Here is a 16,576-nt window from a genome sequence, read left to right as displayed (position 1 = left end):
TTGACCAAACCGAAGGCCAGGGGGAGATTGATTTTTTATCGTGAAAATAGTCATCCTCTCAGGTTTCTTTAGATAGGTTCTGATCCATTTACTCTAACACAGGCAGATAGCCTGTGTTTTTTTTAGGGCATTGAAAATAAAATGAGGTGTTTAAGAGATGAAATCATTAAATGATCAAGTAAAGGACAAGTGGAAAAAGAATATCACTCTTTTTCTAGGCAGTCAGACGATATCCCTCTTTGGTTCGTCCCTGGTCCAGTATGCCATCATGTGGTATATCACATTGAATACACAGTCGGGTGTCATGATGACAATATCCATCGTTTGTGGTTTCGTGCCCACCTTCATACTCTCCCCAATCGCGGGGGTATGGGCAGACCGCTATAATCGGAAGATACTGATCATTCTGTCGGATTCTTTGATTGCCATATCAACGCTCGTATTGGCCATCTTGTTTTTAATCGGCTACGATGAGCTTTGGCTGCTTTTCGTCATGTCCGCTGTCCGCGCGATCGGAACTGGAATCCAGACTCCGGCAGTAGGGGCCATTCTCCCGCAACTTGTTCCAGAGGATAAGCTTACGAAGGTGAACGGGACAAATGGAAGCATTCAAGCGCTGGTGATGCTCGTTTCCCCCATGGTGAGCGGCGCGCTGCTTACGATAGCTTCAATCGAAACCATTTTCTTCATTGATGTGATTACAGCTGCAATTGCCATCTTCACATTGCTGGCCTTTTTGAAAATTCCAGCACATGCGAAGGCATTACAAAAGCAAACTACCAGCTATTTCACCGATTTGCAAGAAGGCTTCAGTTATATCAGGAATCACGATTTTCTTAAGAAGTTCTTTATGTTTTTCGCATTTTTCTTCGTGCTTGCCGCACCTGTTGCATTCCTTACACCGCTTCAGGTCACACGCTCTTTCGGGAATGATGTTTGGCGGTTGACTGCGATAGAAATCACCTTTGCCATCGGTATGATGCTAGGCGGGATTTTCATGGCTTCATGGGGAGGCTTTAAAAACAAGATCCATACGATGACTCTTGCCAGCCTTATAATTGGTGCCTGTACTTTCGCTCTTGGAATCATCCCCGTTTTTTGGATGTACTTGATCATCATGGGGGTAGTGGGCTTGGCGATGCCCATTTTTAATACGCCGTCCATGGTTCTGTTACAGGAGAAGATCGAGGGTGATCTTCTTGGGAGGGTATTTGGTGTTTTAGGAATGATCTCGACTTCCATGATGCCCCTGGGAATGCTTGTATTCGGACCGGTATCCGACATCATTAAAATAGAATGGCTGCTTATAGGAACTGGTATATTGCTGTTCATTCAAGGTTTTTTCCTACTGGGCAGCAAAGTGTTGATCGAAGCCGGAAAACCTATCTCCAAAGATGCCTCCGAGTAATGGGGCAAGGAACGACATGTCAGGCTGAAGGATTTTTAAGCATGCCGGATATTTATTCTTGTAGAAAGATGAAACGATGAAAGTCATCATTCGATTGGCTAAGGAGGAAAAGATGGGTTTTTGGGGAAGATTATTTAATTGGATGGTAGTTGTCGGTTTGATTCTGCTTATAGGACGATTGATTACGATGGCTTTCTTATTTCTGGAAATTCCATTTACGACCTTTTTTAAGGACTACAGTCTCATTTCGATCATCATTTTAATAATAGGTGCAATTGGTCAGCAATTCACCAAGCCGGGTAAAAAGTAAAATGAGTTTTCACCTTTCCTTTTCATGATAAGAATCAGCTTCGAATTCACTAGACCGAGATATTCTATGTCGGTCTAGTTTTTTATTTAAAAAATGTTCCAGTTGATTTCAGAAATCCGCTCCCTTTCCGCCGACTGCCTGCCAAGCCTCCTCGACGCAAGCGTCTGCGGTGTCTCGTCTAGCCAGTTATCAAATTTCTTCAATCGATTAAGGGTTGCAGTAAAAAAACATGAAGGATAAATTAGTTTACTTTTAAAATCTTGGTCAGCAATTCGAAACTTCCTTTTGCCGAAAAATTGATGGAACCGCCGGACTGTAGACGAATTGGAGAAAAAGAGCCAGTTTCCCTACAATGTTTCTTAAAAAAGAAGATCCAGTTGATTGGAACGGAAGGTACGAGTTCCTGCGGGAAAAGCGCGTCTAGGGGAGACCCCGCAGGCGAAAGCCGAGGAGGCTCCCCGACCGCCCGCGGAAAGCGAGTGCCTGGAGGCAACATTTCCATTTTACAATGGTGTTTTTCGGGTCACGAATGCATTATTTATTCACATCATTTTCACTGATATGCATTTCTTGTTTAATTTCATTCATCCTGTTTCTTCCCCATTCATACATCATTTCAACGATCGGCAGCAAGGTCATTCCAAGTTCAGTCATGGAATATTCGACTTTTGGAGGGATCTCGGGATATACCTCCCGATGGACGATGCCGTCTTCCATTAGTTCACGTAACTGATTCGTTAAGATTTTATGGGATATTTTCGGAAAGAGCCTTTGAAGTTCACTGAATCTGTGTGGGCCTTCTACACCTAAATGCCATAGAATGACGATTTTCCATTTGCCGCTGAATATGGATAAAGTAAGTTCTTTTTCGCATTTATAATAGCCGTTCAAGATCTTTTCTTTGATTTCATCTCTTAATGTTTCTGCCATGGACATTAGCTCCTTTTTTAAATTTACCAGTAACCTTAAGGTAACCTCCGCACATAAAAGTGCATTCTTCACAGCGCCGATTAAGAGCGTTACAATTTGAGTGTCATAGACAATTCAATTCAGGAGGCAATATATATGAGTAAAAAAGCATTACTAATTATACCACCAGAACGTTTTAATGAAGATGAATTATTTCAGCCGAAGGAAGTATTGGAAAATGCAGGAGTGGCAGTAACGATAGCCAGTACGAAAGCAGGAGAAATAACTGGTGACTATCAAGGCAAGGCTTTGGCAGAGGTTACCTTTTCAGAAGTTTCAGCAAGTGATTATGATGCAGTCGCTGTAATTGGGGGATCAGGTACGAATGATCATCTATGGGGTAACCAAGAACTGCAAAGTTTTTTGAAACAAGCGCATGAACAAAAGGTTCTTGTATCGGGAATTTGTGCAGGTTCTGTCACTGTAGCGAAAACGGGTTTGCTTTCTGGACGTAAAGCTGCCTGTTACCCAGTTGATGTTCAAATTGACGAATTGAAAGCCAATTCCGCTGAATATGTAAAACAGCATGTCGTTGCTCATGGTGATATCATAACGGGTGATGGTCCGGATGGTGCAAAAGAATTCGGAGAAAGCTTAGCTGCAGCATTACGCTAAATCGCGTTTTATTGCTGACTTAATATCCCCTATGTGAAACCCTTGGATTCCATACAATCCAAGGGTTTTTTTATTTGAAAACAGAATGGGATCTTTAGACCTATCAATTTATCCGATATTGGTGATTGACAAGGAATGGATAGGTATATAGTATGTTTATGTGGAAAAATGAAGTAAATGATCGTAATTTAGGAAGGATCCATTTTAAGCATAGATTGAATCTTTGTTTTCACACATAAGTGCATTTGCAGGTCAAATAAAAGGGGGAAAGTATTGATGAGAAGTTCATCGATAGACAAAAAAGAAAAAGTGAAGAGAAGGATATCGCTCCGGATAAAATGGCTACTATTTATATGTACATCCGTTTTACTCGCAATAGTCGTATCCGTTTCGATAATGGGGGTAAAGGTGACTTCCATTTTTAAAGAAGATAGTACGTCCAACAACGAAAGCTCGGCCCAAAATGCAGCGGCACAAATCAATTTGAGCATGGCCACGTATGAAGATTCGATAGAGCAATTATCACAGCTGGTTTCCAACCAGATCAAGAATGGTGATTCAATCAAGGATATCCAAAAAACGTTAGAGACTTTTCAAAAGAACAATGAGGATTTAATTTCCGTTTATTATATGGATGGATCGGATGGTTCCTTGTATGCTTCGCCCCAAATGGATTTCGATCAGGATGCCAGGGAGACTAAGACTTATACGCAGCTGACCGAAAGGCCAGAAACGAAATGGATGGATGTGTATAAAGATGGAGGTTCGGGAATGATCATGACTTCCGTTGTCACGCCCGTTTTATCGGACGGGAAAATGGCAGGGGCCCTGGGTTATGATATCGACCTTGCGACAATCGGGAAAATGAGGTCAACCATCGAAAAAGATTCCACTAGCAATCTGGTGATATTGGATTCACAAGGGTTTATCGTGAGTTCATTCATGAAGGATATGGACGGGAAGAATATGAATCCTGACAAAAGTGGCATGGTAGAAGGGGTGGAGGATTTCATTGCGGACACTGACCGATTCAGTTCAGAGTTCAAGTGGGTGGCCGACATGTATAATAGGGGCGCAAAGGCGAACCAATCCTTGACGTTGGATGGTGAGGATTATACAGGTGAATGGAGTAAGGTCCCTGAAGTGAACTGGAATGTGTTGGCGCTCACTCCAGACAAAATACTGCAATCCAAGCTGGATGACATTACTAGAATCGTACTGGTATCAGGTATTTTAGGTCTTTTATTCGGGATGGTATGTGCTCTTTATCTAGCAGGAAAGTTAACGAAAATCATGGCCGATTTCCAAAAAGTCATAGAAAAGACGGCGAGTGGGGATTTAGTGACCGAATTTGCCATTAAATCCAATGATGAAATTGGGGACTTAAGCAAAAGCTATAACTCGATGCTAGGGAAATTAAGAAGATTGGTTGAGAAGGTAAACGGCAATGCGGAATCCGTGACAAGTGCCAATGCCGGCTTAAACCAAATAGCTGCTGAAAATAGTGCGGCCATTACAGATGTTTCACGCGCGATAGAAGAGATTGCAACGGGTGCTTCGAGTCAATCTGAACAAGTGGAGCATGGTGCGGGTACGATCCAGGTCCTTAGTGGAGAAATCGATGGGTTATCAAAAAAATCGAGGGAAACCCAATCCGTATTGGAACTTGCATCTGAAAAAATAGAGTCAGGGAAACAACAGGTAAGTGGTTTGGAAGCGTCATATCATAAATTAGAAGTGGCGTTTTCTGCAGTCACCAGCATGAGCTTAAGACTTGTGGAAAAATCAAAAACCATTTCCGATGTCACGAATGCCATTTCGAAAATATCGGAACAAACCAATTTACTATCTTTGAATGCATCTATAGAAGCTGCAAGGGCAGGTGAGTCCGGCAAAGGTTTTGCTGTCGTGGCGAATGAAGTAAGGAGCTTGGCTGATGATTCGAAAGAAGCTACAAAAAACATTCAAGCAATCATCCAAAGCATTCTGACAGATACAGAGGAATTGTTGAAAACGACCAATGAAACGAATCAAATCAGCAAGGATCAGAAGAATGCCGTGAACACGGTAAGTGAAGCCATGAAGGAGCTGGAAGATTCCGTCGGGAAAATATCCAATTCGATTCAGGAAGAAACACGATCCATTGAAAGCATCAATCAACAAAAAGAAATGGTTATTAAAGTGATAGAAGAAATCACCGCCGTATCACAGCAAACGACAGCTTCATCAGAAGAAATTGCATCATCGATGGAGGAACAAGCTGCTTCTTCCAATGAACTTGCTCAATATACACAGCAGCTTACACAGTTAATAAATGATTTGGAGCAGACGCTAGGGGAATTCCAGATAGAGAAGTAGGGAATAACAAGTGTTGCAAAAAGGAAGGCCATTACAGTGGTCTCCTTTTTTTGTTAGATTGCGATTGCATCATTCTAAAAAGGTGAATCGCTGGGACATCCCTTTATGGTGGACGTAATCAATGGAAGTACAAAAGTACAATTTAGAGGATCGGGTCAAGTATCCATGCCTTTTTTACAAAGGGGAATAATATATAGGAATCGGACAAGCCGGCACGGATATTAGAAGCTGGCACAAATTTATATGCGATAGATTCATAGTAACGAGAGGGGAAAGCCACTAGCTTTCCCTTTATTTACTTCTGCTAGATGATGGTTGATCCCGATGGATTTGGGTTCCAGATCAAAATCCATCGCCTTGGTAATCAATTTACGTTTGTTTACATGCAAAACCTCAAATGCGTTTCCCCTCCAAAACTATATCTTTCAAAGTGTTCACTCCTATATCGCCATCCTCATCATAAATGGGGCAAGCCGTATATGCCCGACTTCATCATGACCGGGATTTCTCTAATCTACCTTTACCCTTACTGCCAATATAAACAAAATCCTCCAGGAATTCTTCGAGTTCCAACTTTTATCGATGAGGTATAGGAATAAAGATTTGCTTTTATGGTGTTTAATTGAATCCAACTGTTGATATTTCAAAAAAACAGGCTAAAGGTTTCATTGGATTTACCGATAATATAATTGCCGTGAGCATTAAGGCTCATCCAATCAAGTGGATGATAGGATAGAAGGTTCATATGATTTGGATTTACTTGAACATCATAAAAATAAAAATATTTCAGCGTATAAAGGAAGGTTAAAATGTTTAATGGGAAAATAAACTGTATGATACTGACATTGGTATTCATGGTTAGTTTCACTTTCTTACCTGGTTTAAAGGCCGAGGCTGCAGATCCTGTGCATACTGTAATCTCTGGCGAAACGGTGGAATCGATTGCCAAGACATATGATATATCGGCTGAGCAATTGATGAAGACGAATGGTTTACCGGATGATAAGTTATTTTCGGGCCAAAAGTTGACAATCATTCAAACGGCTTATACTCCTTCCATCTATCAATGGTCGGAGAGAGGAAAAAAAATTGCGGAATATGCGAAATCTTTCATAGGGTTTAAAAAGGCAGCTGGAGAGGAGACGCCTGAAAAAGGGTTCGATTCGAGCGGATTGATTCATTGGGTGCTTTCCAGGCAAAATGTACCGGTCGACCGTTTGACAGTAGATGGTTTTTATAAGCAAGGGATGGATACAGCCACTCCGAAAACTGGGGATATAATATTCTTTCTGGAAAAAGACAGCTTAAAAGTCGTGACAGCGGGCATTTATGTCGGTGAAAACCAATTTGTCAATTCTGGATATGGTGCAGAAACGGTTCAGGTGAGGTCCACTACAGAAGATTACTTTGCAAAATACCAAGTGGCGTACAAAACATACACGCCTAAAGGAGAGCATATCGTCCAAATGGGAGAGACGCTTAATAGTATATCGGAGCATTACAGCATTTCCATGAGTGCGATCAAAAGCCGTAACGCTTTAAATACCGATGAGTTGATGCAGGGGCAGTACCTTCAACTATACAGCACCCCGTTATATCCGTTTTATGTAAACCATGAGGCTGCATATGATAAAGCATATGATGTCATCAAGTATGCATACACTTTACGCGGATTCACCTATGTTTTCGGGGGAGAAGATCCAATGACCGGAATGGATTGCAGCGGCTTCATTTATTGGGTCATGAAGGAGCAGGGCCTTTCGGTAAAAAGAGATTCAGCAGAGGATTACTTCTCATTGGTGCCCAAAATCGATAATCCGAAGGCAGGGGATTTGGTGTTTTTTAGGGACACGGGAACAAGGCTGGGTGTGACCCATGTAGGTATTTATCTGGGTGATGGACGTTTTCTCCATACAACGGATAACACCGGCGTTCATATCTCCAACCTTTCGTCAGGTTATTTTGCCGAGAAATTCGAAAGCTTCGGTCAAGCCGAAAGCCTCATCAACTAAGAAGGTCATTCAACCTGTTTATATTCAAGAGTGGCTTTTTCAATGGCAGTAACGAACCGTTTAAGAGGATTACAGTGATTGACCCTGTTCTTACTGGTAAAGTCATCACCTTTGAAAAAGCTTTTCCTGAGCTTTGTGGAAAGTTCCAATTGCACGCCTGCACCCGTTTTGGATGTGTTGGTGATGTTGTTTCCATTCATGCCTGAAAGGTGCTGCGGTGCATGATCAGTTTGAAATCCAGCTTTGTTGAGGCATTGCTGAATAAGGTTCTTATATGGTTCGTTCCTTCCGCCAATGTAAACCAGCGCATTATGTACGTCGTAGTGGCCATGGATCGAAAGGGTGGTTTGAGCGTTCGCTGCCATCGAAACGCCGCACGGTTCATTGAATAAGCGGGATGTTATATGGAGGACCTGGTTGCCCCTTGTTTTTAGGCCTTCGAATAGGTAGGTGCTTGCACAAAGTCTCTCTCCAAGTGCGGCTGCAACTTCACTCGTACCTGGTTCGATATTCCCGCCATGAATGGCTAGAACAGCAATATCAGGATTCCTGTGATGAACGATGATGCGGTAATCAAGGTATTCTCGTTCATTTTCCTGCAGTTCAAAAAAATCGGTATAGCTATATTCAATCATGGTAATCCTCCGTATCTGTAGAGTATCTAATCTTCCATACCCGTTGACGGCAAAAATAAAAAAAGCGGGGATGCCCCAGCTTTTTCATTTTTCGACTGTCGTATATTGTTCTATTTTCTTTTGCTCGTCGGGTGTTAACGTTTCTGTCCGTTTAAACGTATTCATTGTCACAAGCAGGGCTGCTACAAGAAGGACAGGTATTACCCAGCTTGTTATTTTTTTTACGATATTCATATTAAAATCCCCTTATACAACGCTAAAATTCATATGATATTTAGAAAAGGAGGGGCTGGATTGCCTGTTTATTGCTGAGCTTTCCAGCTTCCGTTTCTTCTTTTATCTCCAGCTCCGGATATTTGTCCATTTTTCTCGTTTTTAACGAGTCCTTGAACCCCGCCATAATACATGGGGGAAATCTTCTGAATGACTTCGTATCCTGAATCTTCCAAGTCGGATACGGTTTCATCCGAAAGCCTGGATTCTGTATAAATCTTCTTTCCATCAAAGACGAACCGATTACGATCGACGATATTCTGCAATGAGCCTTCATTTTCTGTATAAGAATAAAGAACCTGCATCAATACTTGCGGAATCCTATCACCGCCTGGTGAGCCGATCCCGATCAATTCCCGCCCAGGTTTCTTGAGAATGGTCGGAGCGGTGAAAGTTCTTGAGCGTTTATATGCCTTTTGTGAGTTCAAGCCGGACCTGAAATTTTTCAGTTGATCGTTAAGGAAAAATCCATTTGTATAATCCCCAGATCCGAAAAAGTTACTGAGCGTATTCGTTGTGGAAACGACAGTGCCATTTTTGTCCATTATCACAAAGTGTGTCGTGCTTTCATGTTCTTCAGTGCCATTCGATTCTTTATCTTCCCATTTTTCACTTTTGATCTTATTTTTAAGATTATCCAAGTGAATGGGGGAGAGCAATTTTTCCGCCTTGGAGTGACTTATTCCATCCCCAACATGGACGGTCCGATCTTGATAAGCAGTATCCGTAATGCCCCCCAGGACTTTCATATAAGCTGATTTGCTTGAAGAATCACCTAGGTTCATTTCCTCGGCTAGCTTTAACATTTCAAGAACGGTAATACCTGAAAAGGGCGGAGGCGCGGTAAAAACATCATAACCGGCAAATGTTCCTTGGACCGGTTTCCGTTCTTTCACCTCATAGCGCTTTAAATCCATCAAGTCGATATCTGATTTCTTTTTAATATCCCGCGCAATTTCCCCTTTATAAAAACCATCAGGACCTTCCTGTTGGATTTCCTTCAATGTTTCAGCAAGTCTTTCCTGGACGAGGGTTTTGCCTGGTTCAATGGCATCACCATCAGGATAAAAAAGTGAAGTCGCATCCGAAGATATCCTTGGCTGAGCCGCTTCTAAGCGTGATGATAACGATTCGTCGACTTCAAATCCTTCTTCAGCCAAATCTATCGCCGGCTGAAGAAGGTCTGCCATTGGTACGCTCCCATACTTATCACTGATGACCTGCATTCCGGCCACTAAGCCAGGAATTCCTGTATCGTGTCTTGAACTTGGGTCTTCTGGAGAGGATTCACGATAATCGATAAATTCGGGTTCGCCGGATTCCGGGGCAATCAGCATACCGCCGCCGCCGCCCACGCCAGATCCATAAGGTTCGACTACACCTAATACATACGATACCGCAATGGCGGCATCAGCCGCCGTTCCGCCGTTTTCCAATATATCCATACCGACATCTATTGCGATTGGATTTGAAGAACTGACCCCATATGATTGTTCCGTTTTATTCTTTATCGGATCATTCGTGTCAGAAATAGGGGGTGTCTTCGAACATCCAGCAATATATATGAGCAAGCTTAGAGATATGAGCACTTTTCCCGTCATACGGTTAATCATCGGTTGTTCCCCCTTTTCGTTGAGATTCTAAGTTGTGTGTCTTCATTCTTCAAATGGCAGTGATAAAGTGTTCCTTACTGAATGGGTTGTATTCCCGGTTGTTTAGCTTGTACGGCCTTTTTCTCTTGTGCTGCTTTTTTCTCCAGTGCAGCTTTCTTTTCCATTGCGGCCTTTTCCTCTTGTTCACGCTGTGCCTTATGATCGATTACCTTCTTGTGATCCAAGGTAATCTCGATGCGATCCTCTTTTTTAGACCACTGGACTTTTTCACTCGTTTCCTTGGTCAACTGTCGGTAAACACGTGATTTGTCAATGGAAGAGGTAGCTGGCCTTGGTGTTGCTTCTTCAATTTGCAGCGGCACGACATCGATTGTAGCTTTTCCATCATTCTCTAAATGGTATTGAACCATGGCTGAATCCTTTGTGCGTGTCCAGCCTTGATCGAAAATGAAATTTCCCAGACTATAGAAAATGATTCCATCTTTATAAACATCGAACGATTGAAGCACGTGGGGGTGATGGCCGATGATGATGTCAGCCCCCGCATCTATGATAGCTTTCGCCAAGTCTTTTTGTCGATCGGTTGTTGATGTTGAATACTCTTGTCCCCAGTGCATATTCACCACAACCAAGTCTGCGTTTCCTTGCTTGGCATCCTTTGCTTTGCCGATCATTTCAAATAATAAATCAGGATTGGAGTTCAATAGTCCGGCTTTATCATTTTTTGATACGGCATCCTTACCGTAAACATCCGTGAAGCCAAGTGTTGCGACACGAACGCCATTAACATCCGCATAGTCGATGCTGTTTTTTGCTTCCGCAGTGTTCGATCCAACACCGACATAGTGCATATCCGCACTTTTGAATTCATCAATCGTGTCAAGGAGTCCTTGTTCTTCATAGTCCATCATATGGTTATTTGCCAATGACACCACAGAGAAGCCAGCATCCTTAACGGCTTTCACACCGCTAGTGTTGGAGTTTAAGCGGATGGGCGTATCGGCTCCCTTGTAGTTGGATACGTCTTCTTTTAAAGCGGTATGTTCATAATTCCCACTGACATAATCCGAATTGGCGAAATAGGGCTTCATATACCTGAAGAGGTATTCATACCCGTGCTTTTCCGTCACTTCTTCAACATAACGTCCCATCATCACATCACCGACCATTGTCATCGTCAACGGTTGACCGGATTTTGTTGCGACTGTTTTCACTTCCTCAGCCCGTCCCATCCAAGTGGTAATGACTAAAGCGATTAGTAATATAGGTAGTATGATTCCAGTGTATTTAAGATTCTTTTTCTTCGTGCGTTTAATAAAGATAAGTGTTTTTTCTTTTGCATTTAAAGTCCGTTTCATTTTTTGCACCTCAGAATAGGTAGTACACGTTCATTAAACCGAATGTTAAGCCGGATAATAAAAGCGTGCTGCCAAGTGTCAATGGCATTCCTTGTCTTTGTATGGTATTCGCTATCAATCCAGGTACGATTATGCCGATTCCCCGAAACTCGAATATTTCAAAGGGCATGACGGGGTAGACTAAGTCCAATAGGAGTTTCAAGCAAATCCCGGTCACCATCATGGCGGCGAATTTTCTTCTTCCATATAAAATCACCCATCTTGAAAGGCCGTGGGTGACGATTAAATAAGTTACGACACTAATGATCAAAATGGTCAGCATGATTTCCCATTGATCAAATACTAATGCCAAATAACCTGGCACGATAAGTCCTGCGGGTACGACACCCGTCTTTTCTGAAAATATAAGGCTAAGCGTTACACCCAGTACTAGGGCTACATATAAATCCGATCCAAACATTAAGGTTCCTCCTACTTAACTTGCTTTTTGCTTTGTTTTAGATTTCATGAATGCTTCAATTAATGGTTCCGCTGCGCCGTGAATATTCCCGACACCGTAGACGATTCGGTTTTTCATCAATGGGCGGAGACGGGCCACGATTTCTTCAGTTGACCAGTTTTCTAAATCCCAATATTCTTTAGTATCCAATTTACCTTGCTCGAATACCTTCGTGATTGGTGATGTAGTTTCACCAATGGCAATGACGATTTCGGATTTTATGTACGGCAATACATCTCTAGCAAACTGCTCGGTACGGTCCACACGGTCTGCACGGCAGTTCATGATGACGATAGGAGGTTCTGTGCTGTATCCGAACGTATTGACACGTTCCCATATGTTCAGCGTCGATGCCGCGTCGTTTGCAGCAAAGCCATTGACAAAGAAAGTTGGCTGGATGCGATCTCCGAATTTGGTGATCCGCATGGCCCCTGGATCTGGATGTGCATTCAGCATGCCGCGGAAAGCCGTTTTTTCATCAATTCCCAAAGCTTCCGCAACGGCCAAGGCCAGTGATGCGTTATCCGGAAATACCATATAGTCGAATTCGCGTAAGAAATCTTCGGAAATTCTTGAATTATCTGCAACGATCACTTTTGTGTTGCGTTCTTTGGCGATTTGTTTGAAAAAGTCCAAATATTCACTTTCGATGGTTATTAAGTGACCATTATGGGGAATGGTAGCAGTGAAGGCTTCGGCAACCTCATCCATAGTCGGTCCCATGACATCCATATGGTCTTCCAATACATTCACGATGACCCCGATGTTTGCCTGGATCATTTTGTTTTGGAAGATTAGTTGATAGTCAGGCTGTACGGCCATGCACTCACAAACCAGTGCTTCCGTGCCTAAGTCGGCAACTTCTTTAACTACACGCCGTTGTTCTCCTATGTTGGGTCCTTCCGGGCGGCGTACAATCGGTTTTTCCTTGTCGGTAAACCAATAGATCATTCTTGCTGATGTTCCGGTTGTTTTACCTACTGTTTTGTATTTAGCTTCCTGGATCACACCTGTAATTAGACGCGTTACAGTTGATTTCCCTCGAATCCCATTCACATTCACACGTACCGGGATGGAGTCGAGACGCTTCTGATGGCGTTTTTGTTCAAAAATGCCATAACCAAGCAAAAAGATCGCACAAATAAATATTGGTGCCATTTTTTTTAACCTCTCTTTTTTTCAAATATTTGAATTACTGAATACACACTACATGATTTTAAACTTAATAGGCAAGAGTCAATTATTCTATCGTAATATAGTTATCATCAGCATTTTCAAATATATGTATATTAGGGTGTAATAGTATCTAATGGGATAAATTGTTTTATGAGTACAAAGATATGGCTGGAAATCGAGGGAATCGGGGTTTTATTTACACTAAATTATGGAAGGTTTAATAAAAACCCATTATGGTCAGAAGTAAAATAGTTTTATGAGTATTTGAGCCTAATTCATAATGGCTATATTTGAATAATAATTAATTTTTAAAAGTGAGGTTTATTACAGTTTATTAATTGTTTATACCCATTGTTCGACATAAACGTTACAATTTTTATGCATTTGTCATTCAATGTGAAATATTGCATCTAACGACTCAATTAGTTGAACTCTTTTGAATATGGATAAAGATGAGTAAAAGAACACATCTCTTTTTTTTGGTATTTTCCGTTTTTCCCTTGGTAAATACCCATGGGTCTATAATTGACCTTTTTTCCTAAAACATGAAATAAACTAAAGTTAACCCATTTCTTTTAAAAAATACCTAGTTTCTTCTATAGATATAGTGTTTATAGAAGAATGAAAAATAAAAAAGCCCAGAAGCATATCTGAGCTTTCGGCTTATATATTGTAAATGAATGGAATGATCACGGATCTCCGTTATCATAATTTTGTGGGTCTTGAATTACAGCATGGGTAGCTGATAATGGAAGGAATCAGGTTAACTGGATTTCTTTCTGTCAGAAATCTCAAGGTTGGAGCCCTTTTTACCGCCATCAATCACATAAAGTCTAGGAGCTAATCTCCTTCTCTTTCCTTGATTGTCAGGATTCATCTTCATATAATTTTCGTATTCTTTGCGAAAGAATTCTTCGGTTTCCCGTTCCAGTGCTTTTCTTTCGTTAAAGTCTGCGATGAATTTGAAAAAACGTTTCATATGAATTCCTCCTTATGGGGTTAAAAGGTCTTAGTTTAATAGTAACATATCGTTGGTGAAGTTTAACCTTTTTTTGCAAATTTGGAGTGGAAATTATGTTTTTGTGTGAATAAAGTTGTGAATGGTTTGATTCCAGAGAAAGCATGCAATCGATATTTTACTTAGCATATGGCCCGTGCATGGTGTTGAAAGGAAAGGTCAGAATTTGCAGGTGTTGGAAGTAATCATTATTTTCGTTAAAATATTCCTTTTATTACATTAATTATACACTAAATATTCTGAAAACAAAGGAAAATATTCACTTCCAGCCGTTTTTGATAGATTTGCTTTTTTAATGGTTCATTATTGTGTATAGTTATATATTCCCCGAATTTATGAAAATGAAACAAGGCTTAAAATAGGAGAAAAAAAGCAAGTTCCCGCATTCAAGTATCGGGAACTTGCTAGTGTCATAATTGGAATTTCTTAACCTGTGCAGTCAGCAATTCTGCCGAAGATGCAAGTTCACTGGCATGATTCGTGATTTCATCCATCGAAGAGCTGGATTGCTGAGCGGAGGCGGAGACTTGTTCGATTCCTGCCGCGGACTCTTCAGAAACGGCAGCGATATCTTCGATAGCCTGATTGATTTTTTTGCTATTTGTGGAGATATAGTTCAATTCTTCGGTGATATGCTGTATTTTCATTTCCATATTCCCGACAGAGTGATTGATTGTTTCAAAGGTTCGGCCTGTGAGTGTAATCTGTTTCGTGCCTTCATCCACTTGAGTATAACCATCTTCCAGGGAGTGGACGACTGTTTTTGAACCCGCTTGAATGGCGGAGACAATATTGGTGATATCCCCGACGGAGTGTGTGACCTCTTCAGCGAGTTTCCGCACTTCATCGGCGACGACGGCAAAGCCCTTACCATGTTCACCAGCACGAGCGGCCTCTATGGCTGCATTCAGCGCCAATAGATTGGTTTGATTGGATATATCTTTGATGACCTGCACAAGCTGTGAGATTTGCTGTGATTGAGAATCGAGCCCTTTCACTTGCTCTACGGCATTTTTGACAATCCCATCAATACTTTGCATCTGTTGGACCGAACTGCGCATTAAAGCGGTGCCGTCCTTGGTCAAGGAAAGGATTTCGGTTGAACTTCTAGCCACATCCGCTCCTTCCAGGTGGGCCAACTCGATCCTGCCGGTGAAATCATCCATCATGCGAACCATTTCAGCTGCCCGGCTGGCTTGTGACTCCGAACCTTCCGAAAGTTCATACATCGTAGACGCTATTTGCTTGCTGCCCTGCTGCACTTCATTTGCTGATTGAGTCAGATCCTCGCTTTGGTTGGTAACGGATTGCGAAACAACGAGCATTTTTTCGATCGCATCACGAAGGTTTTTCTGCATTTGGTTGGCGGAGACCGTTAATTCGCCCAGTTCATCATATGACTTTTGCTCCAGGGGTTCATGATTCAGCTCTCCGTCAGCCACCATTTTCATCCTGTCCCTGATTTTAAGGAGGGGAGTGGTAATGAGGTTGGCAGTAACAAGCGCCAGTACAAGGCCGATAAGGACTGCTGCAATGGACATGATGATACTTGTCGTCTTGACCGATTTCCCGCTTTCGATGACGGTTTCACCTGAAGCGACAATCAATTCCTCGCGTTTCGAAGCAAGCCCCTTAAAACCCTCCATTATTTCATTGCTGATTGGCGCCACTTCATTTTTGAGTATCTCTTTAGCGCGTTCTTCATTTCCTTTTTCATACTGGATAAATACCCGCTCTACAATCATCGTCCTCCAATCCACGCTTTTCTCGATCAATTCCTTTGCTTTATCAGAATCGCTTAAGGCTAGGAGTTCCTCCTGGATGACCTGGCTTTCTTCGGTATATTGTAAGAACCTTTCTTTATAACTCTCGTCGCCATATAGAATATAGGCCCGGACAAATGCGGTTCGTTGTGCTAGATTATATAGGAGCTTTTCGTCTTGGATAAGAAGCGGAAGTTCCCTTTCGATGATATTCTGGGAGTATACCAGTGACTTGTTGCTGCTATAAATGTTGAATGCTCCTAAGATGACACATAAAGATATGAGTAGTGAAAATGCCACCAATACCTTTGCTTTAATGCTTTTCAAATTATTGGACCCCTTTATCGATATTCTATTCACCTTATCGGATTTTTAATGTGATTTTCAAGTAATGAAAAGTTAACCAAATTTTCCATCAGGTCTAATGTTCACTTTATATAAACATCTTGATTTCTTATCATTTTCAAGTTACTATTGACTTGGAAAAATATAATATTCCGCGTTAAGGCGGAAGAGGTTCTAGCTACCCTCTCAAAAAAACTAAGGAGAAACAGTGCTCTATTCTTAGG

The 16,576-nt window shown here is 41.7% G+C and carries 14 protein-coding genes, 2 pseudogenes and 1 riboswitch; of the genes and pseudogenes, 6 read left to right on the top strand and 10 right to left on the bottom strand.

What is annotated here, in order from left to right:
• Nucleotides 1–157: 157 nt before the first annotated feature.
• Complete coding sequence (locus tag J7I96_RS21585; RefSeq protein WP_214770783.1) at nucleotides 158–1,408, top strand: MFS transporter; 1,251 nt, start codon at nucleotides 158–160, stop codon at nucleotides 1,406–1,408.
• A 112-nt stretch (nucleotides 1,409–1,520) separates the two neighbouring features.
• On the top strand, nucleotides 1,521–1,718 hold the full coding sequence (locus J7I96_RS21580) for a hypothetical protein (RefSeq protein WP_214771325.1): 198 nt from the start codon (nucleotides 1,521–1,523) through the stop codon (nucleotides 1,716–1,718).
• Between the two features lie 534 nt (nucleotides 1,719–2,252).
• Here the strand turns inward: J7I96_RS21580 and J7I96_RS21575 are convergent.
• Nucleotides 2,253–2,648 (bottom strand): winged helix-turn-helix transcriptional regulator, encoded by a 396-nt coding sequence (locus J7I96_RS21575; RefSeq protein WP_214924595.1) that lies wholly within the window; start codon nucleotides 2,646–2,648, stop codon nucleotides 2,253–2,255.
• 135 nt (nucleotides 2,649–2,783) lie between these two features.
• Here J7I96_RS21575 and J7I96_RS21570 point away from each other — a divergent pair, with 135 nt between their 5' ends.
• The 4 genes and pseudogenes from J7I96_RS21570 to J7I96_RS21560 all read left to right on the top strand — a co-directional run bounded on the left by J7I96_RS21570 (nucleotide 2,784) and on the right by J7I96_RS21560 (nucleotide 7,672).
• A complete protein-coding gene (locus J7I96_RS21570) occupies nucleotides 2,784–3,302 on the top strand; it encodes a DJ-1/PfpI family protein (RefSeq protein ID WP_214924592.1) in 519 nt (172 codons plus the stop codon).
• A gap of 276 nt (nucleotides 3,303–3,578) precedes the next feature.
• Nucleotides 3,579–4,712, top strand: a pseudogene (locus J7I96_RS28910) (PDC sensor domain-containing protein); the annotation flags it as partial.
• Entirely contained in the window at nucleotides 4,707–5,660 is a 954-nt protein-coding gene (locus J7I96_RS28905) for a methyl-accepting chemotaxis protein (RefSeq protein WP_396020127.1), read from the top strand. The pseudogene J7I96_RS28910 and the gene J7I96_RS28905, both read left to right, overlap by 6 nt.
• 809 nt (nucleotides 5,661–6,469) lie before the next feature.
• A complete protein-coding gene (locus tag J7I96_RS21560) occupies nucleotides 6,470–7,672 on the top strand; it encodes a C40 family peptidase (protein WP_214924587.1) in 1,203 nt (400 codons plus the stop codon).
• 5 nt (nucleotides 7,673–7,677) lie between these two features.
• On the opposite strand, the gene J7I96_RS21555 is transcribed toward J7I96_RS21560, so the two are convergent.
• From J7I96_RS21555 to J7I96_RS28895, 9 genes and pseudogenes are all read right to left on the bottom strand, one after another.
• The gene (locus tag J7I96_RS21555) at nucleotides 7,678–8,307 is read right to left on the bottom strand and encodes a poly-gamma-glutamate hydrolase family protein (protein WP_214924585.1); all 630 of its coding nucleotides are present in this window, start codon (nucleotides 8,305–8,307) and stop codon (nucleotides 7,678–7,680) included.
• Between the two features lie 84 nt (nucleotides 8,308–8,391).
• Entirely contained in the window at nucleotides 8,392–8,541 is a 150-nt protein-coding gene (locus J7I96_RS21550; protein ID WP_153246158.1) for a CapE family protein, read from the bottom strand.
• Nucleotides 8,542–8,609: 68 nt separating this feature from the next.
• On the bottom strand, nucleotides 8,610–10,193 hold the full coding sequence (locus J7I96_RS21545; RefSeq protein ID WP_214924582.1) for a gamma-glutamyltransferase family protein: 1,584 nt from the start codon (nucleotides 10,191–10,193) through the stop codon (nucleotides 8,610–8,612).
• Between the two features lie 74 nt (nucleotides 10,194–10,267).
• Complete coding sequence (locus J7I96_RS21540; protein WP_214924580.1) at nucleotides 10,268–11,551, bottom strand: CapA family protein; 1,284 nt, start codon at nucleotides 11,549–11,551, stop codon at nucleotides 10,268–10,270.
• A 10-nt stretch (nucleotides 11,552–11,561) separates the two neighbouring features.
• Nucleotides 11,562–12,011 carry a poly-gamma-glutamate biosynthesis protein PgsC gene (gene pgsC / locus J7I96_RS21535; protein ID WP_048687555.1) on the bottom strand — a complete coding sequence of 150 codons (450 nt, stop codon included), beginning with the start codon at nucleotides 12,009–12,011 and terminating at the stop codon, nucleotides 11,562–11,564.
• Between the two features lie 15 nt (nucleotides 12,012–12,026).
• Nucleotides 12,027–13,208 (bottom strand): poly-gamma-glutamate synthase PgsB, encoded by a 1,182-nt coding sequence (pgsB, locus tag J7I96_RS21530; protein WP_034309408.1) that lies wholly within the window; start codon nucleotides 13,206–13,208, stop codon nucleotides 12,027–12,029.
• 781 nt (nucleotides 13,209–13,989) lie between these two features.
• Nucleotides 13,990–14,205, bottom strand: a complete 216-nt coding sequence (locus J7I96_RS21525) for a hypothetical protein (protein WP_214770800.1) — start codon at nucleotides 14,203–14,205, stop codon at nucleotides 13,990–13,992.
• 449 nt (nucleotides 14,206–14,654) lie between these two features.
• On the bottom strand, nucleotides 14,655–15,473 hold the full coding sequence (locus J7I96_RS28900; protein WP_396020126.1) for a methyl-accepting chemotaxis protein: 819 nt from the start codon (nucleotides 15,471–15,473) through the stop codon (nucleotides 14,655–14,657).
• Between the two features lie 120 nt (nucleotides 15,474–15,593).
• Nucleotides 15,594–15,785: pseudogene (locus J7I96_RS28895) on the bottom strand (HAMP domain-containing protein); the annotation flags it as partial.
• 729 nt (nucleotides 15,786–16,514) lie between these two features.
• Nucleotides 16,515–16,557: riboswitch (PreQ1 riboswitch) on the top strand.
• Nucleotides 16,558–16,576 lie beyond the last annotated feature (19 nt).

The sequence above is a fragment of the Bacillus sp. ISL-78 genome, from assembly GCF_018613455.1.
Taxonomy (GTDB): Bacteria; Bacillota; Bacilli; order Bacillales; family DSM-1321; genus Peribacillus; species Peribacillus frigoritolerans.
This window is presented reverse-complemented; position numbering and strand designations above follow the sequence as displayed.

Coding starts and splice junctions, on each gene's coding strand:
- J7I96_RS21570 (WP_214924592.1), top strand. CDS start 2,784: ATGAGTAAAAAAGCATTACTAATTATACCACCAGAACGTTTTAATGAA.
- J7I96_RS21525 (WP_214770800.1), bottom strand. CDS start 14,205: ATGAAACGTTTTTTCAAATTCATCGCAGACTTTAACGAAAGAAAAGCA.
- J7I96_RS28905 (WP_396020127.1), top strand. CDS start 4,707: ATGCTAGGGAAATTAAGAAGATTGGTTGAGAAGGTAAACGGCAATGCG.
- J7I96_RS21545 (WP_214924582.1), bottom strand. CDS start 10,193: ATGATTAACCGTATGACGGGAAAAGTGCTCATATCTCTAAGCTTGCTC.
- J7I96_RS21550 (WP_153246158.1), bottom strand. CDS start 8,541: ATGAATATCGTAAAAAAAATAACAAGCTGGGTAATACCTGTCCTTCTT.
- J7I96_RS28900 (WP_396020126.1), bottom strand. CDS start 15,473: ATGTATGAACTTTCGGAAGGTTCGGAGTCACAAGCCAGCCGGGCAGCT.
- pgsB (WP_034309408.1), bottom strand. CDS start 13,208: ATGGCACCAATATTTATTTGTGCGATCTTTTTGCTTGGTTATGGCATT.
- J7I96_RS21560 (WP_214924587.1), top strand. CDS start 6,470: ATGTTTAATGGGAAAATAAACTGTATGATACTGACATTGGTATTCATG.
- J7I96_RS21575 (WP_214924595.1), bottom strand. CDS start 2,648: ATGGCAGAAACATTAAGAGATGAAATCAAAGAAAAGATCTTGAACGGC.
- J7I96_RS21585 (WP_214770783.1), top strand. CDS start 158: ATGAAATCATTAAATGATCAAGTAAAGGACAAGTGGAAAAAGAATATC.
- J7I96_RS21580 (WP_214771325.1), top strand. CDS start 1,521: ATGGGTTTTTGGGGAAGATTATTTAATTGGATGGTAGTTGTCGGTTTG.
- J7I96_RS21555 (WP_214924585.1), bottom strand. CDS start 8,307: ATGATTGAATATAGCTATACCGATTTTTTTGAACTGCAGGAAAATGAA.
- J7I96_RS21540 (WP_214924580.1), bottom strand. CDS start 11,551: ATGAAACGGACTTTAAATGCAAAAGAAAAAACACTTATCTTTATTAAA.
- pgsC (WP_048687555.1), bottom strand. CDS start 12,011: ATGTTTGGATCGGATTTATATGTAGCCCTAGTACTGGGTGTAACGCTT.